This window comes from Maricaulis sp. (assembly GCF_015665295.1).
GTDB lineage: Bacteria > Pseudomonadota > Alphaproteobacteria > Caulobacterales > Maricaulaceae > Maricaulis.
In genome coordinates, this window is record NZ_JADFAJ010000040.1 from 14085 (window position 1) to 37877 (window position 23793).

General features: G+C 65.2%; 23 protein-coding genes. 8 read left to right on the forward strand and 15 right to left on the reverse strand.

Annotated elements, in window-relative coordinates; all coding sequences use genetic code 11:
- Window positions 1-51: 51 nt before the first annotated feature.
- The 3 genes from QZZ02_RS14315 to QZZ02_RS14325 form a co-directional block, all read right to left on the reverse strand.
- Window positions 52-909 (reverse strand): helix-turn-helix domain-containing protein, encoded by an 858-nt coding sequence (locus QZZ02_RS14315; protein WP_291845388.1) that lies wholly within the window; start codon window positions 907-909, stop codon window positions 52-54.
- Between the two features lie 80 nt (window positions 910-989).
- Window positions 990-3272: a phosphoenolpyruvate--protein phosphotransferase gene (gene ptsP, locus QZZ02_RS14320; protein WP_291845390.1), complete on the reverse strand. Its 2283-nt coding sequence runs from the start codon at window positions 3270-3272 to the stop codon at window positions 990-992.
- Between the two features lie 11 nt (window positions 3273-3283).
- Entirely contained in the window at window positions 3284-4501 is a 1218-nt protein-coding gene (locus QZZ02_RS14325; protein WP_291845391.1) for an aspartate kinase, read from the reverse strand.
- Window positions 4502-4693: 192 nt separating this feature from the next.
- Here QZZ02_RS14325 and ubiG point away from each other — a divergent pair, with 192 nt between their 5' ends.
- Both ubiG and QZZ02_RS14335 read left to right on the forward strand, forming a co-directional pair.
- Complete coding sequence (ubiG, locus tag QZZ02_RS14330) at window positions 4694-5455, forward strand: bifunctional 2-polyprenyl-6-hydroxyphenol methylase/3-demethylubiquinol 3-O-methyltransferase UbiG (protein WP_291845393.1); 762 nt, start codon at window positions 4694-4696, stop codon at window positions 5453-5455.
- Window positions 5456-5532: 77 nt separating this feature from the next.
- A complete protein-coding gene (locus tag QZZ02_RS14335) occupies window positions 5533-7371 on the forward strand; it encodes a DUF3422 family protein (protein WP_291845395.1) in 1839 nt (612 codons plus the stop codon).
- A gap of 4 nt (window positions 7372-7375) precedes the next feature.
- On the opposite strand, the gene QZZ02_RS14340 is transcribed toward QZZ02_RS14335, so the two are convergent.
- From QZZ02_RS14340 to QZZ02_RS14355, 4 genes are read right to left on the reverse strand one after another with little or no spacing between them, the layout of a single operon-like run.
- Complete coding sequence (locus QZZ02_RS14340) at window positions 7376-7798, reverse strand: DUF1178 family protein (RefSeq protein WP_291845397.1); 423 nt, start codon at window positions 7796-7798, stop codon at window positions 7376-7378.
- A gap of 10 nt (window positions 7799-7808) precedes the next feature.
- A complete protein-coding gene (locus tag QZZ02_RS14345; protein ID WP_291845400.1) occupies window positions 7809-8627 on the reverse strand; it encodes a carbon-nitrogen hydrolase family protein in 819 nt (272 codons plus the stop codon).
- Between the two features lie 6 nt (window positions 8628-8633).
- Window positions 8634-8891 carry a glutaredoxin 3 gene (gene grxC, locus QZZ02_RS14350; protein WP_291845403.1) on the reverse strand — a complete coding sequence of 86 codons (258 nt, stop codon included), beginning with the start codon at window positions 8889-8891 and terminating at the stop codon, window positions 8634-8636.
- A gap of 23 nt (window positions 8892-8914) precedes the next feature.
- Window positions 8915-9670, reverse strand: a complete 756-nt coding sequence (locus QZZ02_RS14355) for a ComF family protein (RefSeq protein WP_291845405.1) — start codon at window positions 9668-9670, stop codon at window positions 8915-8917.
- Window positions 9671-9796: 126 nt separating this feature from the next.
- Here QZZ02_RS14355 and QZZ02_RS14360 point away from each other — a divergent pair, with 126 nt between their 5' ends.
- Complete coding sequence (locus QZZ02_RS14360) at window positions 9797-10714, forward strand: methyltransferase domain-containing protein (RefSeq protein ID WP_291845407.1); 918 nt, start codon at window positions 9797-9799, stop codon at window positions 10712-10714.
- Window positions 10715-10725: 11 nt separating this feature from the next.
- Here QZZ02_RS14360 and QZZ02_RS14365 read toward each other — a convergent pair whose 3' ends face one another.
- The 3 genes from QZZ02_RS14365 to QZZ02_RS14375 are packed head-to-tail and all read right to left on the reverse strand — an operon-like array spanning window position 10726 to window position 12325.
- Window positions 10726-10899 carry a Flp family type IVb pilin gene (locus tag QZZ02_RS14365; RefSeq protein ID WP_291845408.1) on the reverse strand — a complete coding sequence of 58 codons (174 nt, stop codon included), beginning with the start codon at window positions 10897-10899 and terminating at the stop codon, window positions 10726-10728.
- Window positions 10896-11312 carry an 8-oxo-dGTP diphosphatase MutT gene (mutT, locus tag QZZ02_RS14370; protein WP_291845409.1) on the reverse strand — a complete coding sequence of 139 codons (417 nt, stop codon included), beginning with the start codon at window positions 11310-11312 and terminating at the stop codon, window positions 10896-10898. The genes QZZ02_RS14365 and mutT overlap by 4 nt, the downstream gene beginning before the upstream one ends.
- Before the next feature lie 50 nt (window positions 11313-11362).
- A complete protein-coding gene (locus QZZ02_RS14375) occupies window positions 11363-12325 on the reverse strand; it encodes a peptidylprolyl isomerase (protein WP_291845410.1) in 963 nt (320 codons plus the stop codon).
- Window positions 12326-12504: 179 nt separating this feature from the next.
- On the opposite strand from QZZ02_RS14375, the gene secA reads away from it, so the two are divergent.
- Together secA and QZZ02_RS14385 are read left to right on the forward strand one after the other, a co-directional pair.
- Window positions 12505-15372 (forward strand): preprotein translocase subunit SecA, encoded by a 2868-nt coding sequence (secA, locus tag QZZ02_RS14380; protein WP_291845413.1) that lies wholly within the window; start codon window positions 12505-12507, stop codon window positions 15370-15372.
- A 12-nt stretch (window positions 15373-15384) separates the two neighbouring features.
- Window positions 15385-15846, forward strand: coding sequence for a GNAT family N-acetyltransferase (locus QZZ02_RS14385; protein ID WP_291845415.1), 462 nt, complete (start codon window positions 15385-15387; stop codon window positions 15844-15846).
- A 324-nt stretch (window positions 15847-16170) separates the two neighbouring features.
- On the opposite strand, the gene QZZ02_RS14390 is transcribed toward QZZ02_RS14385, so the two are convergent.
- The 4 genes from QZZ02_RS14390 to QZZ02_RS14405 form a co-directional block, all read right to left on the reverse strand.
- Window positions 16171-17142: an acetyl-CoA carboxylase carboxyltransferase subunit alpha gene (locus QZZ02_RS14390; RefSeq protein WP_291845417.1), complete on the reverse strand. Its 972-nt coding sequence runs from the start codon at window positions 17140-17142 to the stop codon at window positions 16171-16173.
- 91 nt (window positions 17143-17233) lie between these two features.
- Entirely contained in the window at window positions 17234-18205 is a 972-nt protein-coding gene (locus QZZ02_RS14395) for a site-specific tyrosine recombinase XerD (protein ID WP_291845418.1), read from the reverse strand.
- The gene (locus tag QZZ02_RS14400) at window positions 18202-19842 is read right to left on the reverse strand and encodes a hypothetical protein (RefSeq protein WP_291845420.1); all 1641 of its coding nucleotides are present in this window, start codon (window positions 19840-19842) and stop codon (window positions 18202-18204) included. Before QZZ02_RS14400 ends, QZZ02_RS14395 begins: the two co-directional genes overlap by 4 nt.
- Window positions 19811-19951: a hypothetical protein gene (locus tag QZZ02_RS14405; RefSeq protein ID WP_291845423.1), complete on the reverse strand. Its 141-nt coding sequence runs from the start codon at window positions 19949-19951 to the stop codon at window positions 19811-19813. The genes QZZ02_RS14400 and QZZ02_RS14405 overlap by 32 nt, the downstream gene beginning before the upstream one ends.
- A gap of 107 nt (window positions 19952-20058) precedes the next feature.
- On the opposite strand from QZZ02_RS14405, the gene QZZ02_RS14410 reads away from it, so the two are divergent.
- Genes QZZ02_RS14410 through QZZ02_RS14420 form a run of 3 tightly spaced genes read left to right on the forward strand, consistent with a single transcriptional unit; the run spans window position 20059 to window position 22984 of the window.
- A complete protein-coding gene (locus tag QZZ02_RS14410) occupies window positions 20059-20598 on the forward strand; it encodes a shikimate kinase (RefSeq protein WP_291845425.1) in 540 nt (179 codons plus the stop codon).
- Window positions 20595-21698: a 3-dehydroquinate synthase gene (gene aroB, locus QZZ02_RS14415; RefSeq protein WP_291845427.1), complete on the forward strand. Its 1104-nt coding sequence runs from the start codon at window positions 20595-20597 to the stop codon at window positions 21696-21698. The genes QZZ02_RS14410 and aroB overlap by 4 nt, the downstream gene beginning before the upstream one ends.
- Window positions 21695-22984 carry an HlyC/CorC family transporter gene (locus QZZ02_RS14420; RefSeq protein WP_291845428.1) on the forward strand — a complete coding sequence of 430 codons (1290 nt, stop codon included), beginning with the start codon at window positions 21695-21697 and terminating at the stop codon, window positions 22982-22984. Before aroB ends, QZZ02_RS14420 begins: the two co-directional genes overlap by 4 nt.
- On the opposite strand, the gene QZZ02_RS14425 is transcribed toward QZZ02_RS14420, so the two are convergent.
- Entirely contained in the window at window positions 22981-23769 is a 789-nt protein-coding gene (locus tag QZZ02_RS14425) for a DUF3313 family protein (protein WP_291845429.1), read from the reverse strand. The genes QZZ02_RS14420 and QZZ02_RS14425 overlap by 4 nt on opposite strands.
- Between the last annotated feature and the right edge of the window lie 24 nt (window positions 23770-23793).

Consider the following 23793-nt stretch of genomic DNA (forward strand, 5'->3'; position numbering starts at 1 on the left):
GGGGTGGATATAGCGAGTCTGTGGCGGCTGTGCGACCGGGTCAGCGTCAAATTACTGCGGCTGAATGTCCGAGCTGCCGGTTTCGGCCATGACCGGCAGGTTCTCGACCGGCATGCCGGCATCACCGAGCAGCCCCACGGGCTCACCGTCGCGCTCGATCTCGATCGCACCGGCATTGGCGGCGGAGACCGTCAGCCCCGGTTCGAGGGCGCGATAGACTTCACCCGCAGCCAGTTCCCGCGAGAACAGGATGCGGCCCGAGGCATCACGCACTTCGAGCCAGGTCGGCATGACGGCGCGCATCACGACCTGGCCGGAAACCGAGGCAGCTTCGCCAAGCGGCAGACCTGACCAGATATCGTCGACATTGACCGCCACACGCCCGGTTTCGAAATCGGCACGCGCCCATTCCGGCGCCGCATCCGGCGGCGACGGCATGTTGGTGAGCGCACCACCGCCGGCAAATTCTTCAGAATACCACCAGGCTGCACCCGCAACGGCGGCCAGGATCAGCAAGGCCCCGAAGGCGCCACGCGGAAGCTTGATCGGCTCGCGGGTCTTGGCTGCGGCTGTCGGCTGGGCCCGCCCGGTCTCGGTATCCACTTCACGCTTGAACTGGTCGACCATGCCACCGGCATCGAGGTGCAGGAAACTGGCATAGGTGCGCAGATAGCCGATCGCATAGGCCCGGGCCGGAAGGCCGCGCGGATCCATGGTTTCAAGGGCTTCCAGGTAATCGGCGCGAACACGGGTGCGTTCGGCAGCCTGGCTCAGCGTCAGGTGGAGCTTCTGGCGGGCATCCCGCAAACGTTCGCCGGCAGACAAGTGGACATATCCGACGCCATCATCGGAATAGACCGCGTCAACGGGAACAAAGTCCGCACTGGGCGTCTGACTCACCATCACCATACCGCCGCTCATCCTTGCCGGAGCGATCGTCACTCACAACGCGTCTGAAAAGGAACAATCCTTAACGCGGCGTTATAAGATCAAATCCCACGTCCAAATTCAATGGCCTCGCGAGGCAGCCCGGCCTTTTCTCCCGCCTCGAGGAGGAGGGGGCGCAGGCTGTCCACGGGATTATGTCGGTGGTTCGCAAGCCAGGTGCCAAGTTTTCCGACATCGAGGCCAGAGACGAGTTTCTTGATCGGTCCAATATTGCCCGAAGCCATGGAAAGACTTTGATAACCAAGCCCGATAAGGACTGCAGCCTCCAGCGGCTTGGCGGCAATCTCGCCACAAACCGACACCGGCGTGTCGTGCGCGGCACACAGGTCACGGACATGTTTGAGCAGATCCAGGGCGGCCGGAGCGAGGACATCGTACCGTTCCGAGACACGCGTATTCTGTCGATCCGCAGCGTAAAAATATTGCATCAGATCGTTTGCACCGACCGAAACGAAGTCGACGTCGCTGATCGCGTACTGCAGCGCCCACGCCATGCCGGGTGTTTCCAGCATGATGCCGCAGCGGACTTCCGACGGCAGTTCATGACCGGCATGGCTGGCGTGCCGCAGCTCCTTGTCGAGCATTTCGCGAGCGGCCCGCGCCTCCCACGGTGCGGCGATCATCGGGAACATGACGTTCAGCGGCCGGCCCGCCGCCGCCAGGATCAAGGCACGCAGCTGGTAGCGCAGCAGGCCGGGCCGATCGAGGCCCATGCGGATGGCGCGCCAGCCCAGCGCCGGATTGGGCTCGACAGTCGATGGCGCAAAGGGCGCCACCTTGTCGCCCCCCAGATCAAGCGTGCGGAAAATCACCGGCTTGTCACCGGAGGCGTCGAGTACCGACTTGTAGACCGCTGCCTGGGCCGACAGGCGCGGCAGGGTCTCGGCGACCATGAACTGGAATTCGGTCCGGAACAGGCCGACACCGTCGGCACCGGTCTCTTCCAGCGCCGTCAACTCGATCAACAGGCCGGCATTCATGTGAAGGCCGATCCGCTTGCCGTCGGAGCTCACCGAGGGGCCGCGCAATTCGGCATAGGCCAGGCGGCGTTCCGACAGGGCCGCGACGCGAACCTTGTAGGTTTCCACCACGTCCGGCTGCGGGCGGATGTGCAGGATGCCGAACTCACCATCGAGGATGACCGGGTCACCATTCTCGGCCCGGTCGAGCGCGCCTTCCAGGCGTCCGACCAGCGGAATGCCGAGCGCCTTGGCGACGATGGCCGCATGCGAGGAGGCCGAGCCTTCCTCAAGCGCGATCCCCTTGAGCTTGGCGCGGTCGAAATCGAGCAGTTCGGCCGGTCCGATATTGCGGGCAATGATGATGGCATTGTCCGGCAGTTCGAGTGCCGAACCAGCCCCGTCGAGATGGCGCAGCAGGCGGTTGGCGAGGTCTTCCAGATCATGCAGGCGTTCGCGGAACAGCGGATCGGACGCCTTCATCAGCCGCGCCCGGTTCTCGTTCCGCACCCGTTCGACCGCCGCTTCGGCCGTCAGGCCGCGCCGCACCGCCTCGAGCAGGCGCGCGAGCCAGCCGCGATCATGGGCGAACATGCGATAGGCCTGCAGCACGTCACGGGTCGGTCCGCCGAACGGGATCCGGCCGCCCTCCAGCATCTCGTCGATCGAGCTGCGCAGGGACTGGATGGCCGCATCAAGCCGGACTTCCTCGCTGGCCGGATCATCGGCGATCAGGCGTGTTGATTCGACGTGCGGTTCGAACAGGACCGCCACGCCATTGGCAACGCCGCCGGAATAGGCACCGCCCTGAAAGCGCTCCGGGCGCGACTGGCGAACATCGAGGCCGGCCATTTCCTCCGAGTCGAGGATGTCGCCGGAGGCAACGATCTCGGCCAGCACCATGGCGACGGTCTGCAGCGTCTCGATCTCGTCGCCGGCAACCTGTCGCTCGACCGAGGTCTGGGCCGTCAGCACCCCGACCATGCGGCCGCCGCGCAGGATCGGCACGCCGACAAAGGTGTCAAACGGCTCCTCACCGGTTTCCGGCTTGTAGGAGAAGGCGGGATGGGCCCGCGCATTGGATGTTGCCAGCGGTCGCGCCCGGCGCGCGACCAGACCGACCAGGCCTTCGCCCGGCAGCAGGCGCACCGAGTGCACGGCCTCGCGCTTCAGCCCATAGGTGGCACACAGTTCCAGCGCATTGGACTGGCGCGCCAGATAGATCGAACAGACATCCCAGCCGGCCTCCTCCGCGATCAACGAGGTCAGGTGATCAAGACGCGCCTGTGCATTCTCCTGCACCGCCATGAGTTGACGCATGCGCTTGAGAAGATTGCGCGGATCCCGGGCCGGTTTTGTCGTCATGTCTTCCATGCCTACACCTGATCCAAACCATAGGCCCCATGCAAGGCCCGCACTGCGCGTTCGACCGCATCATTCTCGATCAGCGCCGAGATCTTGATCTCGGAGGTCGCGAGAACCTTCACCGCGATATCGTGATCCCCCAGCACCGCGAACAGCGAGCGGGCGACATCGGCACGCTGGCGCAAGCCGGCACCCACGACTGAGACTTTCGCCAAACCGGTCTCGGTCGCGATGCGTACGCCGGTCATGGCATCTTCCAGCGCCGCCTGCGCGCGATCCAGATCACGGTGGGCGACGGAAAATTCCAGCGTCACCATGCCGGGCTGGCGGGCATGGGCCTGGACGATCATGTCGACCCCGACCTCGGCCTCGGCCAGGCAGGCAAAACAGCGGGCGGCCATGTCGGACCGGTTCGACGCCCCGTGCAGGGCGATGCGGGCCTGGTCGCGTGCATAGGCAACGCCGGACACCAGTCGCCGTTCCGCGATATCGCTTTCGGCGACCACATCCGTGCCCTGGCTGGTCCCTGTATCAAGAAAGGAGGAGAGCACTCGCATCGGTACCGACCGCGCCTTGGCGAATTCCACCGAGCGGGCCTGCAGGACCTTGGCGCCCTGGGCGGCCAGTTCAAGCATCTCGTCATGGCTGATCGCATCCAGCCGGCGGGCGGCCGGTTCGAGGCGCGGGTCGGTCGTGTAAACCCCATCGACATCGGTGTAGATATCGCAGCGAGCCTTCAGCGCTGCGGCCAGTGCCGCGGCCGAAAGGTCGGTTCCGCCGCGCCCCAGCGTACGCACGTCACCGCTCTCGGTAATGCCCTGGAAGCCGGCCACGACCGGAATGATGCCGGCCGCAATGGCGGCTTCAAGCACGCTGGCGTCCATGCCGACGATGCGCGAGGCGCCGGGCGGTCCGTCCGTGATCACCGGCAATTGCCAGCCGAGGAAGGATTGTGCCAGCAATCCGCGCTCGCGCAGGGCCAGCGCCATCAGCGCTGCGGAGACTTGTTCTCCCGCCGCCAGCGCGACATCGGTTTCGCGATCACCGAGGCCGGACCCGAAAGCGTCGGCAAGGCCGAGAATGCGGTCGGTTTCACCGGCCATGGCCGAGACGACAACGGTCATGACCTCGCCGCGCGCAGCCGCATCGGCGACCCGTCCGGCGGCGTGCCGGATGCGCTCGATCGAGCCGACCGAGGTGCCACCGAATTTCGCCACGACTCGTGTCATGCTGCCTGTCCCTTGCGCTTCCCCTGCGAGCCTGTCGCGAGCATAACGTCGCACCGGTCTCGATTAGGCGCACCGTTGGGGCCATATTAGGGCTGAAGCGGGGCGCCGCGCTGGCGGTTAGGTAAGCGCGAAGCGGCCCGCACGCAACGCCTGAACGCAATCAGACGCGGTTTCGCCCGCGAGGAGAAAAGCATGAGCAGCGCCGCCGCTCCCGACACGCTGAACCGTCCCTCGATCGACCCGGAAGAGGTTGAGAAATTTTCGCGCATCGCCGCGGAATGGTGGGATCCGGACAGCAAGTTCAAACCGCTGCACAAGTTCAATCCGGTCCGGCTCGGTTTCATCCGTGACACGATCTGCGAGCATTTCGGCCTCACCGGAGACAAGCCGCTCACCGGCCTGCGCATCCTTGATATCGGCTGCGGGGGCGGCCTGGTCTGCGAACCCATGGCCCGCCTGGGCGCGGCTGTCACCGGCGTTGATGCCGCCGAGGCCAATGTGAAGACCGCCAGCGTGCATGCCGCCGAACAGGGTCTCGATATCGACTATCGCCACGGCGTGGCCGAGCAATTGATCGAGAATGGCGAAGCGCCCTTCGATGTCGTGCTGAATCTGGAAGTCATGGAACATGTCGCCAATCCGCACACCTTCCTCGTGGATTGCGCGCGCCTGGTGAAGCCTGGCGGTCTGATGATCTGCGCCACCATCAACCGGACCTCAAAGGCTTTCGCCCTGGCCATTGTCGGTGCGGAATGGGTGATGGGCTGGCTGCCGCGCGGCACGCACCGCTTCCACAAACTGGTCAAACCGGACCAGATCCGCGCCGCCCTCAAGGAAGGCGGCATGAGCCTGCGCGCCCCGGTCGGGGTCAGCTACAACCCGATCACCGACCAGTTCTCGCTCGGCGAGGACACGGCGGTGAACTACATGATGGTGGCGGAAAAGCCGGCCTAGGAAACGCCGGGCGACTTGCCTGACCCCACCCTGCAATCTAAGATGGCTTCACGTGGAAGCCACAGGGGGAGGCGCACGTGCGGGACGTCGAAACAGCCGGGCCATTTCCATTCCCTGAAATGCGCCTTTCGCCGGACTTTCGAGCTTTGCACACCGAAGCTCACAGGCGCTATCCCGATCAGATACAGCCTCCGTTTCTGACATGGCACATTGTCACGACCCTGACAGACAAGCTGGCTTCAGACCGGTCGTCGCAAGAACCTTTGTCAAACACACGACAAGAAGCCTTCACATCGTCCAGCTTGCGCCGGCAGCGCGAAATCGATCAGGTCAATGCCTTTGTCACGTCGGTGACCGGCGACAGCCAAAGGGTGGTGAAGCTCGCTTCGCCGTCTGATGACGGCGTGAAACTGCCCTTCATTACCAGGGATGTGATCACGTCGGAGGGAACCCGGATCAGTCCTTCCCTCGTCTTCCGGTGCGAGTATCACTACGAATTCGTCACCTATTGCTTCTTTCTGCCAATCCGGCACCCTTTGGAGGCAATTCGCGACGCTGAAGAGCGGGCCCCTGAGGCCAATCAGGCCGCCGCGATTTCAGGAAGGTCCTTCAATGTCACCGACGAGCAAGTCGACGCGCTGGCTGCGGAGGTCTTCAAGAAGACCGTTCTGACAGACGCGGAAACAGGCGACATTCTCGCCGCGCGTGAGCGAACCGCGCTGGAATGGGATCGTCTCTATGACGAAGCCTGGAGCCTGGCGTTCCGAAACGCCCCCGGGCAGCTTCTCCCGCCGGTCCCGGGAAAGATACTGGGCAATTTCCGCGGCATCGTGCTGCCAAGAATCTGGCTTGCCAATGCGTATGGCGGTCGGGAAGCCGAAATCCACCAATTCGAATGGAAGGGGCATCAGGACCGCTTCATCCCCACCGACATTCTCGACGAGCCCCGCATCTCCGGGGATGATTCCCCCCAACATCATATTGACGAGAAGAACAGGCCGAACTCACCGCGTCGCTGGAACAGGGTCAGCGCAGGTCGCTGCCTGAGGGATAATTATGGCCTCCGGCATGCGCTCCACTGGCCGGGAGGCAAGGTCGATCCGCCCGATTCCAATGACCCCTTGGCCCGGCGCCGAACCGTCGCCAACCTCGTGCTGAATGGACGTGCACTCTATGCCTCTGCCCTCGCGCCACCATTGCCCGTTGCAGAGATGAAGGCGCGGATATCCGATCTCCGGACCCTGAATCGGTCAGCGAGCCGGTTTTGTATTTTCTACTGCGAGGAACACGCAGGGCGGGCACAAGACGGGATTTCGGCGCGGCTTGATCGACTGATGCTCAGACTGCACAACCTGGCCAATAACAGGCTGATGGCATTGCGCGGCCTCGACCGGGTTCCCTATGTAAAGCAAAGCCTGGACTGGATAGACCGACGTCTATCCACGCTTGAAGCCGAAGCCAGTACGGCAACGCCGCTCGACATCAACGATATCAAGGCACTCTATCGCGAGTTGACCGATGCGACGTCCTCCGACGAAATCCCGGGCGGCGTCTACCTCCGCGCCGCGCAATCAAGTCACTACGCCTCAACCTTCAAGCGAATGATCCCCTCGCTGCATATCCATCGGATCGAGGGTTGGGAGCCGTACGACATGTTCGCATCGCGCAAGCTCTACAACATGTTCGACAATATTACCGGCTTGGGAGAGCGCGCCGAGGGACTGAAGCGTCGGCTCGACCGTATCGTGGAAATTGCGCAACTCGAGGCAAGTCTTGAACTCGCCAAGCAGAATACGAACCTGGCCAGAACATCCCTCCAGTGGACCTGGCTGATCGGCATCATGACATTGGTGACGACGCTGGCAGCGACGCCCGAACTGATCCGGCTGGGGCGAAGCCTTTTCTCCGGCGGGTGACCCGTCAGTTCGCCTTTTTCGGTGGCGTGGGCGCCAGGGCGTCCGGCAGCGCGGCAACCGGAACACCGTCTTCGCTCAGGGCCCTGGCGTCAGTGAGGCTGGCTTCGCCGTAGATCAGCCGCGCCGGCTTTTCGCCGTCATGCATGGCCCGGGCCTCGCTGGCAAAGTCCTCGCCGACATAGTCGTAATTCTTGCGGATATGCGCCGTCACCTTGGCGGCCATCTCGGCCATGCGGGATCCGGCTCTGGCTTCGCGCTTTCGAGACGTTGCCACAGCCGGGGCGGCCAGCGCCTTGCGGATGGTGATCGAGCCGCAATGCGGACATTCGACAAGGCCGCGGGCGCTCTGATCGTCATACCCGGCTGAATCCGAAAACCAGGCCTCGAATTCGTGATCGTCTTCACACAGGAGAGCGTAGCGGATCATGGCCGGCCTGTCAGAGCGGACCGCTCAGGGAGCGGTCATGCTGCAGGGCGGGAATGCGCTGGCGGGCCTCGGCAACCTTGCGCAGGTCGAGCCGGGCGCGCAGCAGGCCCGGATTGTCATGATCGAGTTCGGCGACGGTCTCGCCCCAGGGCCCGATGATGATGGAATGGCCCCAGGTCTTGCGGCCATCAGCGTGCTGACCGCCCTGCGCGGGAGCAAGCACATAGCTGCCGGTCTCGATGGCACGGGCCCTCAGCAACACGTCCCAATGGGCCCGGCCGGTCGGCCGGGTGAAGGCGGCCGGAACGGTCAGGATCTCGGCACCGGCCTGGGCCAGGCGGCGATAGAGATAGGCGAAGCGGACATCATAGCAGATCGACAGGCCAAGCCGGGCGCCGTCAATGTCATGCACCACAAGCCGGTCCCCGGCTTCATAATTGTCACTCTCGCGATAGGTCTCGCCCTGGCCGAGCCCGACATTGAACATGTGGGCCTTGTCGTAGGTCGCAGCGATCCCGCCTGTCGGTGCGAAGAGGAAGCTGCGATTGGCTGCCCGGCGCTCGGCAATGCGCACCGCCAGCGAGCCGATCAAAAGCCAGATGCCGAGCTCCTTTGCCAGCGCCGCGAAAGCGGGAATGGCCGGGTCATCCTCGGCCGTCCGCATGACGGCAAAGGCGGCATCGGCATCCTTTTGCACCAGATGGGTGGTCTCAGGCGTCGCGATGAAAGTCGCACCGTCCGCTGCGGCCGCGCGGACCAGCGCGCTGGCTGTGGCCAGGTTTTCCACCGGGTCGATGCCCGAACGCATCTGGATGAGGGCGACCTCCATGCCGCATCAGGCCTTGAGCAGGGCGTCGAGCTTGTTGCCGCGCTCGAGCGCCATCAGGTCGTCACAGCCGCCGACATGCATGTCGCCGATAAAGATTTGCGGGAAAGTGCGACCGCCATTCGAACGCTGGATCATTTCCGCGCGCTTGGCCTGGTCGAAACCGGCATCGATCTCGTCGAACCTGACGCCCTTTTGCCTCAACAGCGAAACCGCGCGGGCGCAGTAGCCGCACATCGGTCGGGTATAGATGGTTATGTCTGCCATGAATTCACTCCGGATGATCCGACTTAGATAGTTGGATCGGTTTCGCGTACAACTCGGCACAATGCCACAACCCGCACCGAGGCGGCACCGGCCCGTTTCAGCTGGCGTGCACAGGCGGTCACCGTCGCGCCGGTCGTCATCACATCATCAATCAGGACGAGGTGCCGGCCGGCCGTCCGCGACGGCCCGGTCACGGCAAAGGCGGCCGCCATGTTGCGGCGGCGCATGCGGGCGGTCCGCCCCGCCTGGCTGGGTGTCGGGCGGTGCCTGACCAGAAGGTCGGTCCAGACGGGCAGGCCGGTCAGCGGCGCCAGCGCCCGGCACAGCAGGGCCGACTGGTTGTAGCGCCGGGCGATCAGCCGGCGCCAGTGCAACGGCACCGGGACCAGCGCATCGGCCCCGTCGAGGCAATCAGAACCGGCCCGCGCCATCCAGCGCGCGAACTGGCCGATCATGTCGCGCCGGCTGCCATGCTTGAAGCCGACAACCAGCGGGCTGGCCACGCCGTCATAAGCCAGGGGGGCACGGGCCCGGTCATAGCGCGGCGGATTGGCGATGCATCCGGCACACAGCGTGAGCGAGGCGCCGACCCCGCCGGGATAGGGAAAGGGCCAGCCGCACTGGTCGCACCAAGGCGCCTCCAGAAAGGTCAGACGCTGCCAGGCCTGCGCCGACAGGTGCCCGGAGCGGTCCACAGCCTGGCCGGTCAGCGGACAGACCGGTGGCCAGATGATGTCGGCAAGCCCCCGCCCCAACCTGTGCAACCCTGTCTCGACCAATCTGGCTCTCCGATCCGCTTTTCCTGCGCTTCCTGCGCTTCCTGCGCTTCCTGCGTTTCCTGCGTTTCCTGCGTTTCCTGCGCCTGGCCCCTTTTCGCGGCGGCGAGCAGGGGGCATATCCGCAGCATGACTCCTGCTGCCCCGCCTGCCCTGTTCGACCGCGCCGCGCTGCGCCGGCGCCGCGACCGCGCGGCAGGCAGGATGACAGACTACAACTTTCTCGCGCAACGGGCATTTGACGACATGGCCGACCGGGTCGCCAGCGTCACCCGCAATTTCGATCGGACAGCCATTCTTGGCGGCGGCCCGGATCTGCTGTCCGGCGCCGCGGCCGGGCTGCTTTCTGACAAGACCGGCTGGATCATCCGCTCAGACCTGTCACCGCGCGTCGCGACCCGGCTGGAGACGCCGGCCCTAGCCCTCGACGAGGAAGCCCTGCCGCTGGCGGCCGAATGTCTCGATCTTGTGCTGGCGCCCTGGGGGTTGCACTGGACCAATGACCTGCCGGGCGCCCTGGTCCAGATCAATCACGCGCTCAAGCCCGACGGGTTTTTCGCCTGCGCCCTGCCCGGCGGTGCCACGCTGACCGAATTGCGCCAGAGCCTGATGGCGGCCGAGAGCGAGTTGATGGGCGGTGTCACGGCGCGGGTTTCGCCGCTGGCCGGGACCTTCGACATGGCGGCCCTCCTGCAGCGGGCCGGCTTTGCCATGCCGGTCGCCGATGTCGACCGGATCACCGTGCGCTACGACAACATCTTCGCCCTGATGGCCGATCTGCGCGGCATGGGCGAGACCTCGGTCCTGGCCGACCGGCCCCGCACCGCCGCGCCGCGTACCCTGTTTGTCCGCGCCGGCCAGATCTATGCCGAACGCTTTTCCGACCCGGACGGCCGCATCCGCGCCACCTTCGAAATCATCCACGCCGCCGGCTGGGCCCCGCATCCCGACCAGCCCAAGCCGAAACGGCCGGGCTCCGCCACGCACCGGCTCGCGGATGCGCTCGGGGTTCGGGAAACATCACTGGGTGAGAAGGCCGGACGCTAGCATGGGGCCGCCTAGAACGGCGCCTGCGCACTCGCAAACATGTCCATGACCGCCGGGCCGATGATCGCCAGGGCGCCAATCCCGGCGATCGAGATGATGACCGCGATGATCGAGTATTCGATCGCGGTGGCGCCGCGCTGGTCGCGGGCAAAGCGTGTCAGGAGCTTCATCACAGTCTGGGTCACAGGCGATCCCTCAGCTCGGCGGCCAGGGAGATGTCGGCGGCGGACATCTGGTAGTCGCGCAGGCGTTCCTTGCGGACCCAGGCCAGTTCCTGGCCTTCATTGGGGTGCGGGAAACCGTCCCAGGTGCGGCACAAAAAGAGCGGCATGACGATGTGGAAGGCGTCATAGGGGTGCGAGACGAAGGCAAAGGGGTGCAGGCACCGTTCACACGGCTCCACACTGAGCTCTTCCCGCAATTCGCGAACCACAGCCTGCTCCGGCGTCTCTCCCGGCTCGATCTTGCCGCCCGGGAATTCCCAAAGCCCCGCCATGGCCTTGCCCTCGGGCCGCCTGGCGATGAGGATGCGACCATCGGCATCCAGCAGCGCGCACGCGGCAACATAGAGCACCGGTTTGGGGCTACGAGCGGTCATGATCCCACATCTCCCTTAAGGACCTGTGCAGAAAGGCGGTTAATTCCGGCCTATCCGGGTTCGTCTAAATCGAGATTGTCTTCGGCCTCGTCAGGATCGGCTGATCCCTGTTCCTCATCGCCAGCCTCGCCCGCCGGGGCAAGCAGGCGTGACAGGTCTGCCCGCTCGATCTCGGCCTCGGTGCGCAATCCCTCGATCAGTGCTTCCAGCTGGTCGAAGGTGTAAAAACGGATGATGTTGGGTCGCAGCGCCTCCAGCGAGGGCGGCGGCTGACGGCGGCGGTCGACCACGGTCAGGATGTGCCAGCCGAACTCGGACCGGAAAGGCTCGGACACGCCGCCCTCGGGCGTCGCGAACGCCACCGCCCCGAAGGCCGGCAGAATGCCCTCACGGCTGAAATAGCCCAGATCGCCGCCTTCCAGACGGGTTGCCTGGTCCTCGCTCATGGCGACGGCGAGCTCGGCAAAGTCCCGGCCCTCATCGAGCAGGGCCTTGATCGCAAGGGCTTCTTCACGGGTCTGGACCAGGATGTGACGGGCCCGCACTTCCTCGCCGAGCGGGATGAGCCGGATCTGCTCTTCATAGATGCGCTGGATGGTCTCGTCGGTCACCGCATCGGCCAGTGCCGTCTCGACCAGGACATTGCCGAGAATGCGTTCCTCGGCGAGGGCCAGGCGGCGACGGGCTTCCTCGGACTGGTGAAGGTCGCGACGCCTTGCCTCCAGAGCCAGCAATCGCTGGTCGATCAGCTCCTCGAGCACGCGGTCGAAATCCTCGGACCCGACCGCCGGCGGAGTGCCGCCCGAATCGCCGTCCTGCGCCAACGCCTCGCGCTCGACATCGGAGCGCCGGATCATCGTACCATCGACTCGCGCCATGACCGGATCGGCCTCGTCCAGCGCAAGGACAGGACCACGGCTGTCGAAATCCTCCACCGTGCGCCGCGGCTCAGGACCGCAGGCTGCGCAAGTTGCAGTCAGCACGAAAATGCAAAAGAGCCTGAAAACAGACACCTATAGCGCCTCACCTGTAGACGGCGCAGGATGGACGAGCCGCGCGCCTTGATTGACAGTTACACCCCTCATCCTTAAGTCACCCTGACGTTTCAAAGCAATGCTGTCGTCCCCGGCGAACGGAACGAAACCTGGGCGCCGGACGCCAGCTGCCCAGTAGTTCGCAAAGCCTGATCCAGATGCTCTCCATTGCCCGCAAGCTCTTCGGAACCGAAAATGATCGCAAAGTCCGCCGTCTGCGGCCCGCGGTCGAGAAAATCAACGCAATGGAGCCGGAGTTCGAAGCGCTCTCCGACGACGCGCTGAAGGCCAAGACGGTCGAATTCCGCGAGCGGCTCGACAAGGGCGAAAAACTCGATGCCCTGCTGCCGGAAGCCTATGCCGCCGTCCGAGAAGCCGCCAAGCGCGCGCTGGGACTGCGGCCCTATGACGTCCAGCTGATGGGCGGCATGGTGCTGCACGAGGGCTCGATCGCGGAAATGAAAACCGGTGAGGGCAAGACCCTCGTCGCGACCCTGCCCTGTTATCTCAATGCGCTGCCCGGCAAGGGCGTGCATGTGGTCACGGTCAATGACTATCTGGCGACCCGCGACAGCGAGTGGATGGGGCGGGTCTTCGCGCAGCTGGGCATGACAACCGGCGTGATCGCCCACGGCATGACCGATCCGGAACGCCGCGCCGCCTATGCCTGCGACATCACCTACGCGACCAATAACGAACTCGGTTTCGATTATCTGCGCGACAATATGAAATACTCGACCGACGAGATGGTGCAGCGCGGCCACGGCTTCGCCATCGTCGACGAGGTCGACTCGATCCTGATCGATGAGGCAAGAACCCCGCTGATCATCTCCGGCCGGACCGAGGACCGCACTGAATTCTACAAGACGATCAACGAGCTGATCCCGCTTTTGGGCGAGGAATGCTACGAGATCGACGAGAAGGCCCGTACCATCCTTCTGACCGAGGAAGGCAACGAGGAAATCGAGCGGCTGCTGAATGAACGAGAACTCCTCGCGGAGGGAGATCTCTATGATGTCGAGAACATCCAGGCCGTCCACCACGTCAACCAGGCCCTCAAGGCGCACAAGATTTTCGTGCGCGACAAGGACTACATCATCAAGGACAACGCGGTTGTCCTGATCGACGAATTCACCGGCCGCATGATGCCCGGACGCCGCCTGTCCGATGGCCTGCACCAGGCGATCGAGGCCAAGGAAGGCACCGAGATCCAGCCGGAAAACCAGACCCTGGCTTCCGTCACCTTCCAGAATTATTTCCGCCTCTACGACAAGCTGGCCGGCATGACCGGCACCGCGCTCACCGAGGCCGACGAATTCTTCGACATCTACAAGCTTGGCGTGGTCGAGATCCCGACCAACAAGCCAATCGCCCGGATCGATGAGGAAGACGAGGTCTACCGGACGCTGGAAGAGAAGTATGCGGCCATTGTCGACGAGATCGTCGACTGTCAGGAACGGGGCCAGCCGGTCCTGGTCGGCACGGCCTCGATCGAGAAGTCCGAAGTGATCGACCGGCTGATGAGCGACAAGGCCGTGTTCAAGACAATGCTCGGCCATCTCTACCCGAAGGATGAAGCGGCCAAGGCCGAGTTCGAAAAATCGGCCCGCCCGGTCGAGCGTACCCTGCCGGACATGCTCAAGCTGATCCCGATTGAGCACCAGGTGCTCAATGCGCGTTATCATGAGCAGGAAGCCTTCATCGTCGCCCAGGCGGGCGTGCCGGGCGCTGTGACGATCGCCACCAACATGGCAGGTCGCGGCACCGACATTCAGCTTGGCGGCAATGCCGACATGCGTCTGGACGCCTGGAAGGCCGAACAGGAAGCCGCCGGCAAGACACCGACCCAGACCGAGATCGACCGCGAGAAGGACGCCATCAAGGCCGATATCGCCGAGAAGAAGCGCAAGGCGCTCGACGCCGGCGGGCTCTATGTCCTCGCCACCGAACGCCATGAAAGCCGCCGTATCGACAACCAGCTGCGCGGCCGGACCGGTCGCCAGGGCGATCCGGGCCGCTCGAAATTCTTCATCTCCGTGCAGGACGACCTCTTGCGCATTTTCGCGCCGGAACGTCTCGACACCATCATGCGCACGCTGGGCATGAAGGAAGGCGAAGCCATCCAGCACCCGTGGATGTCCAAGGCGCTGGAAACCTCCCAGCGCAAGGTCGAGCAGCGCAATTTCGACATCCGCAAGAACGTCCTCAAATACGATGACGTGATGAACGACCAGCGCAAGGCGGTGTTCGAGCAGCGCATCGACTTCATGGTGTCCGACGATGTCGCCGACGTCATCAAGGACATGCGCCAGTCAACCGCCGAAGACCTGGTTACCGCCCATATCCCGCCGAAAGCCTATGCTGACCAGTGGGATATCGAAGGCCTGAAGGCTGAGCTTCAGACCACGTTCGGCCTCAACCTGCCGGTTGAGGACTGGGCGGAGGAAGAGGGCATTGCCGACGAGGAAATCCTCGAACGCGTAAGCGAAGCGGCCGACCGCGCCTATGCCGAGAAGGCCGCCAATGCCGGGCCGGACCTGATGCGGCGCATCGAAAAATCCATCCTGCTGCAGGCCATCGACATCAATTGGCGCGAGCACCTGCAAAATCTCGATGCCATGCGCTCCATGATCGGCCTGCGCTCCTACGCCCAGCGCAATCCGCTGAACGAATTCAAGACGGAAGCCTTCAACCTGTTCGAGCGCATGATGGACAATCTGCGCGGTGAGGTGACCAGGCAGCTGATGCTGATCCGCTTCGAACGGGCTCCGGCACCGCCGCGCGAGCCGGAAGGCCTGACCGCAACCCATATCGATCCGCGCACCGGTCGCAACGAGATGGGCGATCCGGGCGCCGGTCCGGTCGCACCACGTGTTTCGCCGACCCAGCGCCGGGTCTCGACGCCGGTCGATGCGAACAAGCCGGAAACCTGGGGACGGGTCGCCCGCAACGCACCCTGCCCGTGCGGCTCAGGCAAGAAATACAAGCAGTGCCACGGTGCCATCGACACCGGCGCTTCGGCCTGACCGGGACGAACGGTGAGCGAGGTTCGCCTTCGCCCGGCCCGTGCCGGAGAGGAAGACGCGCTCTCCGACCTGTGCCTGAAATCCAAGGCGCACTGGGGCTATGACGAGGCCTTCATGGCCGAGGTCGCGCCCTATCTGCGGGTGACGAGCGAGGCGATCGCGGCCGGTCACACCACTGTCGCTGAACTGGATGACGGCACGATGCTGGGCGTCTGCCAGATCGATCCGGGCGGCCATCACGGCACGCTCGACCTCCTCTTCATCACCCCCGCCGCGATCGGCAAGGGCGTCGGCCGCGACCTGTTCGAGGACGCCAGGGCCAAGCTGAAGGCCCGCGGCGAGACGGTGATGACCATCCTCTCCGACCCCTATGCCGAAGCCGCCTATATCCACATGGGCGCCCGCCGCGTCGCCATGCGCCCCAGCGAGGTCTTCAAGGACCGAAAGCTGCCCTGGCTTGAAGTGGCGCTTTAGGGGGATCTTTCCTCCCCGTTCCATGGGGCGGTGTCGTAACCCGTCCTCGCTCCGCTTGGCCCCCTTCGACCCGAGGCATCGCCTCGGCCCACTTCCCCCGCAAGCGGGGGCAGAAAGCACGGCCAGACGGAGTGGGTGACGAAACGCAGGCGCGTTTTCCTCCCCATTCCATGGGGAGGTGGATCGCCGCGAAGCGGTGAGACGGAGGGGTGACGCCGCAGGCGGCATGGATCACTCCGCGCCAACCCTATCCTCGCTACGCTCGGACCCCATCGACCCGATGCTGCGCCTCGGCTCACTTCCCCACGATGTAGGGAAGAAAGCCTACGCCCCCGGCAGGGTCCGGCCGATGGCGAGGAAGCGTTCGCGGCGTTGCTGGCGCAGGGCCTTGGCGTCCATCTGCTCGAGCTGGCCGAGATGCTTTTCGATCGCATTGCCGACCGAGGTCATGGTCTGCGCCGCGTGACGGTGCGCGCCGCCAATCGGTTCGGGGATGACCTGATCGACGATCTTCATCGCCAGCAGATCCGGCGCGGTCACTTTCATGGCGACGGCGGCGTCCTTGGCCCGCGCTGAATCCTTCCACAGGATCGAGGCGCAGCCTTCCGGCGAGATCACTGAATAGATCGAATGCTCCAGCATCATCACGACATTGGCGCTGGCCAGGGCCACGGCGCCGCCGGACCCGCCTTCACCGGTAATGGTGGAGATCAGCGGCGTGCCCAGGGTCAGGCAGCGCTCGGTCGAGCGGGCAATCGCCTCGGACTGGCCGCGCTCTTCCGCGCCAAGACCGGGATAAGCCCCCGCCGTATCGACAAAAGTGAGGACCGGCAGGCCGAATTTCTCGGCCAGGTCCATCAGGCGGATCGCCTTGCGATAGCCTTCCGGACGCGCCATGCCGAAATTGTGCTTGATGCGGGTCTCGGTGTCGTGGCCCTTTTCATGGCCGATCACGACCACGGAGCGACCGCGGAAACGGCCTAGGCCACCGACAATCGCGGCATCCTCGGAGAAACGGCGATCACCGCACATCTCCTCGAAATCCTCGATCAGCGCCTTGCGATAGTCGCGGAAATGCGGCCGTTCGGGATGACGGGCGACCAGCGTCTTGCGCCATGGGTCAAGCTTGGAATAGAGCGCGGCAAGCTGCTCGCTCGCCTTCTGGCGCAGGCGCGCAGTCTCTTCTGCCGTATCCGGAGAGTCTTCACCCGCTAGGGATTCGAGCTCTTCGATCTTGGCTTCCAATTCGGCCAGCGGCCGCTCGAAATCGAGATAGGTACGTGTGGGGTCGGACATGCCCTGCCAACGCCTGTGAACACAAAGTGGAGGGCAACCTAACCACCCGGTCCCGGCGCTACAAGCCTGAAAAGCCGCGCTTACGCATACGTCAATCAGACGCCTCATCATCGGCGCGGCGGGCCAGGGGGTGGGCCGACTGGACGAGAGATTTCAGTCTCTCGTCAAGCACATGGGTATAGATCTGCGTGGTCGAGACATCGGCGTGCCCCAGCAGCATCTGGACACTGCGCAAATCCGCGCCGCGGGCCAGAAGATGCGTGGCAAAGGCGTGGCGCAGCACGTGCGGCGACACCCTGGCCGGATCCATGCCGGCGGCCAGCGTCAGATCGCCGAGGATCTGGGCGAAGCGCTCGCGGGTCAGATGTCCGCCCTTGGCCGTGCGTGACGGGAAGAGGAAGCGCGACGCCTTGCCAGTCTTGGTCTTGTCCGGTGGCAGATGCGCCTCGCGCACCGCCTTGTAGGCGGCGACGGCCTCGAGGGCGGCATCGGTCAGCGGCACAAGGCGCTCGCGTCCACCCTTGCCCGTGACCTGGATACAGCGTTCGGCGCGCACGAAGGCCCCCAGCGGCAGCGAGACGAGTTCGGTCACGCGCAATCCGCCGGCATAGAGCAATTCCATCAGGGCCCGCGTACGCACCCCGCTGACACCGGGCAGGCCGGCGGCGGCATCGAACAGGGCATCGACATCCGCCTCAGAGAGAATCCTGGGCAGGGCCCGTCCCTGCTTGGGTGCGCGCAGCGGGGTCGCCGGATTGTCGTCGCGCACCCCGTCCGACAGGAGGAAACGGTAAAAGCGCCTGATTGCCGACAGACGCCGTGCCGCCGTCGACGCCGCCAGCCCGTCGGCCGCAAAGCCGGCCAGCACGCCTTCCAGGTCCGGGGTTGCGGCACTGTCGAGACGGCGCCCGGCCGCCCCGAGGCGGGCCGCAACATCGGTCAGGTCACGGCGATAGGCATCCAGCGTATTTATGGAGGCGCCGCGTTCGGCAGCCATCATGTCGAGAAACAGCGCAATCAGGGCGCCATTGCCATTGCGACCACCGGGATCGGCTGGGCTCACCGCGCCCTCGCGACGATACGCTCCAGGACCAGTGCCAGCGCCTGGCGCCGCAAGCCGGCGGCATCAAGCGCCGCGATCGCCCGGCTGAAGGCTACGGGTTCGGTGGCGGTCGCGGGGCGGTTGAGCAGGCTGATCGCCAGCATGGCCATCTCGGCCCTGGCACCGGCCCGCACAGCCATTTCCATGGCTGGCAATTCCGGACCGATGGCTGCGGCATCCAGCCCGAGAACAACCAGTCGGCTCTCACCGGACAGATGCCCGCGCAATTCAGCGAGCGCCAGTTGCACACCCAGGGCGCTGTCGCCCTGGCTTTCGAGCCAGGCCGCCAGCACGGCTTCAAAATTGCCACCCGACAGGGCATCGCGGGCGACCGCCAGCGACAGGTCCAGCGCGACCATGCGATGCGGCGCTGGCGGCACCCATTCCGGCATCGCGGCATCAACCGGCGTGCCGTCGGCATAGACCAGCCGCCCGTCAGCCGTCTCCAGAATCGCCTGACCGGCCAGCGCTGCCGGATTCGGCCGGCGCGGCGGGCCATCGACCAGCGCATCGCGCCAGCGGGCTGCGGCCCGCAAGTCGCCGACGATCATGGCGGCCAAGGCAATTTCATAGCCGTGAGCGAGGGTCGTCTCCGTCACCGGCAGGGTCTCGACCTCGCTGCCGTGATGGCGGGCAACATGGATGAAGCGGGACGCATCGCTGGCGTCGGCCAGCATGTGACCGAGGGCAAGAGCGGCAATCTCGCGGTCACGGCCTTGTCCGAGAATTTCCTCCAGCGCATGGTGCCGGTCGCGACCGGAAAGCTCCAGGGCTGCCTCAAGGGAAGCCGCCGGATCGGTGATCGGCACCGGCTCGAAAACCGGCGTATGGCCGAGCGAGCGCAGCCAGGCCGGTGCCGTTTCAGCAATGGCCGGCGTGTCGGCTTCCGGATCGACCAGGTAACGCGCCATGGCAAAATCAAGACCGCTGTCCGGCGGCGCCACGTCTTCCGCGACCGTGCCCAGCGTCATTGAGAACAGGCGGGCGTCGAAATCATCATCCCCGGAACGGGCACGGGCGAGTTCGGCGGTGAGTTCAGCAGCAGCGCCCTGCCCGTCGAGCGCAAGACAGAAAGCCCGGCGGCGCAGCCAGTCCGGCGCGTCCCGGTTCTCGATCAGCGCATTGGCGGTCTGGCAGGCGCGCTCACTCTCGCCGACCGCGAATCCCAGCTCGGCATGCCAGCGGGCCAGTCCCGGGCGCCGGTTGATGTTGGGGGTGCGCTCGAGCAGGTCAAACGCGTCATGGGCGCCGCCGGCTGCCAGCAGGCGGTCGACCCGCAGCTCTGCAAGACGGGCATCGCCGCGACCACCGGCCGGCGGCTGCCCACCTGTCAGCAGGATCAAGCGGGCGGTTTCGGCAAGGGCCTCGCTCGCATAGCCCGGACCGTCGGAGGCAGGCAGCCGTGTCAGGACGGCTGCCGCCATGTCACGGCCGGAACCCGCCCAAAGGCCATCGCCAAGCCCACGCGCGGTCAGCGACACCTCAAGCGGATCAAGTGCATCCAGGCGTTCAACCTCGATCGGGTCCTGGGCAGCGGCCGTGCCGCAAAGAAGCGCTGCCAGCAGGCTAGCGCGGGAAATCGTCATCCAGCTCGACACGTACATTCTCCCGGGTCGGTTCCAGGCCATTGGCGATCAGGACCAGCGTGCCGAACCCGATCGCGACGAGACCGGCGATCACCATCACACCCACCAGAAAACCACGCATGAACCGACTCCTCAGACCCCTCGAAGACCCGCCATCGCACTGCAGGTCAAACCGGTGACGAGCCTAACCCTGATTGCGGCGATTTCCAGACCGTTTATACCGCTGACATGTCGTGCGTTCACAAACCGCAGAAATCGCTCGTCCTGATCGGCCTGATGGGTGTCGGCAAGACCACGGTCGGCCGCCGCCTCGCGCATGCCCTGAAGCTGGACTTCCGCGATGCCGACGAGGAGGTCGAGAAGGCTGCCGGTCGCAGCGTCTCGGAAATCTTCGCTGACTTCGGCGAAGCCGCCTTTCGCGACGGCGAGCGCAAGGTCATTGCCCGCCTGCTCGAAGAACCGCCCATGGTCCTCGCGCTCGGTGGCGGGGCCTTTGTGGATGACGAAACCCGCGCCAATGTGAAGGCGAATGCCATCTCGATCTGGCTGCAGGCGGACGTCGAGACGCTGGTCAGGCGGGTCACCCGCCGCGACACCCGTCCCCTGCTGCGCGGTGACGATCCGGAAACCGTGCTGAACGCCTTGCTCACCAGACGCCAGGCCGCGTATGCAGAGGCTGACATCCATGTTGATGCGTCGGGCGGTTCGCACCAGATCACGCTCGACGGGATTTTGCGGGCGCTCGACGCCCGGGAGGCCGAGGCGTGAGTGAAATAATGCGGGTCAATGTGGGCCTGGGTGAGCGCAGCTATGACGTGCTGGTGGGGGCCGGCGCGCTGACGGCTGCCGCCCCGGAACTGGTCCGGCATTTCCCGCGCGGCCGGGCCATCCTGATTACCGACCGGCATGTCGCCGGGCTGCACCTGGAACGGGTCAGCGAAACGCTGGCCGCACACGGGCTGGAAGTCGAGCCGGTCATTGTCGAGCCCGGTGAGACATCCAAGAGCTGGGCTGGCCTGGCCCGTGTGGTCGATGCATTGCTCGACCATAATATCGAGCGTGCCGAGGCGGTCATTGCGCTGGGCGGCGGTGTAATCGGTGATCTCACGGGCTTTGCGGCCGCCATCACCAAGCGGGGCATCGACTTCATCCAGATCCCGACCACCTTGCTCGCCCAGGTCGACAGTTCGGTCGGCGGCAAGACCGGGATCAACACCACGCACGGCAAGAACTTCGCGGGCGCCTTCCACCAGCCGCGGCTGGTGATCGCCGACCGCGACCTGCTCGCCACCCTGCCGCTGCGCGAACGCCGGGCCGGATATGCCGAGATCGTCAAGGCTGCCTTGATCGGCGACGCCGCCTTGTTCGAGCAGCTGGAGGCTGCCGGTGCGGACGGGCTTGATGGGGCCGGGCTCGATGCGGCCGTCGCGGCTGCCATTGCCTTCAAGGCCCGCATCGTCGCCGAGGACGAGCGCGAGGGCGGGGTGCGCGCCCTGCTCAATCTTGGCCACACGTTCGGCCACGCCTTCGAGGCTGACGCGCCCAAGGATGTGATCCGCCATGGCGAGGCGGTGGCCGCCGGTATCGCGCTGGCCTTTGCGTATTCCGCTCATCGCGGCGTTTGCAGCGCGGGCGACGCCGCGCGGGTGGAGGCCCATCTGCGCGCCGTCGGCCTGCCGGCCAGCGCCGCAGAACTGGCCCATACGGATTGGCAGGCAAGCAGCCTGGTGTCACGCATGCGTGACGACAAGAAAAACATGGATGGCCGGATCACCCTGATCCTGGCTCGCGGCATCGGCGCCGCCTACATTGACCGGGCGGCCGATGAAGCCGACCTTCTTTCCTTTATGGAGACCCAGCTCTCATGAGCCTCGACTGGACCCTTATCGGCCCCGCGCTGACTATTTTCGGCCTGCTCCTCCTGTCTGCCTTCTTCTCCGGTTCGGAGACTTCGCTGACGGCCACGTCGCGGGCACGCATGCTGCAGTTGGAGCGCGAGAAGAACCCCGCCGCGGCGCGCGTCAATATCCTGATTTCCGACGGTGAAAGCCTGCTTGGCGCCATCCTGCTCGGCAATAATCTGGTCAACATCCTGGCCTCGATGATCGCCGGCCAGCTGTTCGAAACCCTGCTCGGTGGCAACAGTGTCGTCTGGGCGACCCTGGTCATGACGATCCTGGTCCTCGTCTTCGCCGAGGTCATGCCAAAGACCTACGCCCTGTCGAACCCGGAACGCTTCGCCCTCGCCGTCTCGCGCCCCATCCTGATCGTGGTCCGCGTCTTTGCACCGGTCGTCGGGGCAGTGCAGTTCGTGGTGCGCAATGTGCTGCGGATCTTCGGCGCCAATGTCGACGGGCCGGTCCTGTCCGCCCATGACGAGCTGCGCGGCGCGATCGCCCTGCACCACGAGGAAGGCGGGGTGGTCAAGGATGACCGCGACATGCTGGGCGGCGTGCTCGACCTGCGCGACCTGACGGTCGACGACATCATGGTGCACCGCAAATCCATCTTGATGATTGATGCCGACAAGCCGTCCGAGGAGATCGTCACCGAGGCCCTGCATTCACCGCACACCCGTCTTCCGATCTACAAGGGCGACAGCGAGAATATCGTCGGCATCCTGCATGTCCGCGACATCGCCCGCGCCCTGCACGAGGCCGACGGCAATGCCTCGGTCATTGATATCGACACGCTGCGCCGCGAACCCTGGTTCGTGCCGGAAACCACCGAGGTCCTCGACCAGCTCAACGCCTTCCGCGAGAAGCGCGAGCATTTCGCCCTGGTGGTCGACGAGTATGGCGCCCTGATGGGGCTGGTGACGCTGGAAGACATCCTTGAAGAGATTGTCGGCGCCATCGAGGACGAGCATGACGTGACCGTCGAGGGCATCCAGCCCGATGGCGAGGGCATCTGGGTCGTCGACGGCACCCTGCCGATCCGCGATCTCAATCGTGCTCTCGACTGGGAATTGCCGGACGAGGAAGCCGTCACCATCGCGGGCCTGGTGATCCACGAAGCCCAGACCATCCCGGAACGCGGCCAGGTTTTCGGCTTTCACGGGGCCAGGTTCGAAGTCGTCGAGCGACGCCGCAACCAGATCACCCGGCTGCGGGTTTCGGTCAGCCCTGACGATGTCGAGGCGAATGGCGGCTAGCCCAGCTCTGCAGCTTCATCGTCGATCAGCGCCTCATAGGCGTCGCACGTCCCGCGCGGTGTGTCGGCCTCGATGACCGCAGCGTCCTGGTCCGCGCGCGCCTCTTCAAGCAAATCGCCCAAAGCGTCGGCGAAGACGCTCGACAGGTCCATTACATCGGCCAGGTCGGTAAAGGCATCGGGACCGTCGAGGATGGTCGTCACCCCGCCGCCCGAGGCGAGATGATTCTGCGACGCCCAGCGGATGGCAGCGACCTGGCGCCCCGTATCGTCAAGGATTTCCGCCTCGACGCCCAGCGCCCCGATTCCCAGCGGCACGCGCGGATTGAGCGGGCCCGGCACCGCCACGCCGATCAGGCGTGACATGCCGGTTGTTGCAACATTATTGCGTCGGATGCCGCTGATCGCGGCGCTGACCTCGCCATCAACCGTCATGTCGATATCGCCGGCCGTCGCCAGCACCGGACGAACATCAAACCCGGCCCGCGCCAGGCGCTGGCACAGGTCCCGCGACAAACGACGGCGGACATCATCGAGGCGGGCCGGCGGAATATCCGGATCGATATCAGCCCCGGGCGCAAGCCGGACCGGCGGCAGATAAAGGCGCTCCATGGCAGCAAGAGCCGGGCCGTCAGCATATTCCTCGACTGCCAGCAGGCGCCGCTCCCCTGCCGTCAACTGCGCGCCGGTCGACAGCGAGGACGGTGCATCGAAACGGGTCGAGCAGGCCGACAGGCCGAGCACGGCAACAAGCGGCAGGGCGAGACTGGCGAATTTGGGCAACATGGGCAGGTCCTTCGCGCCGCGACC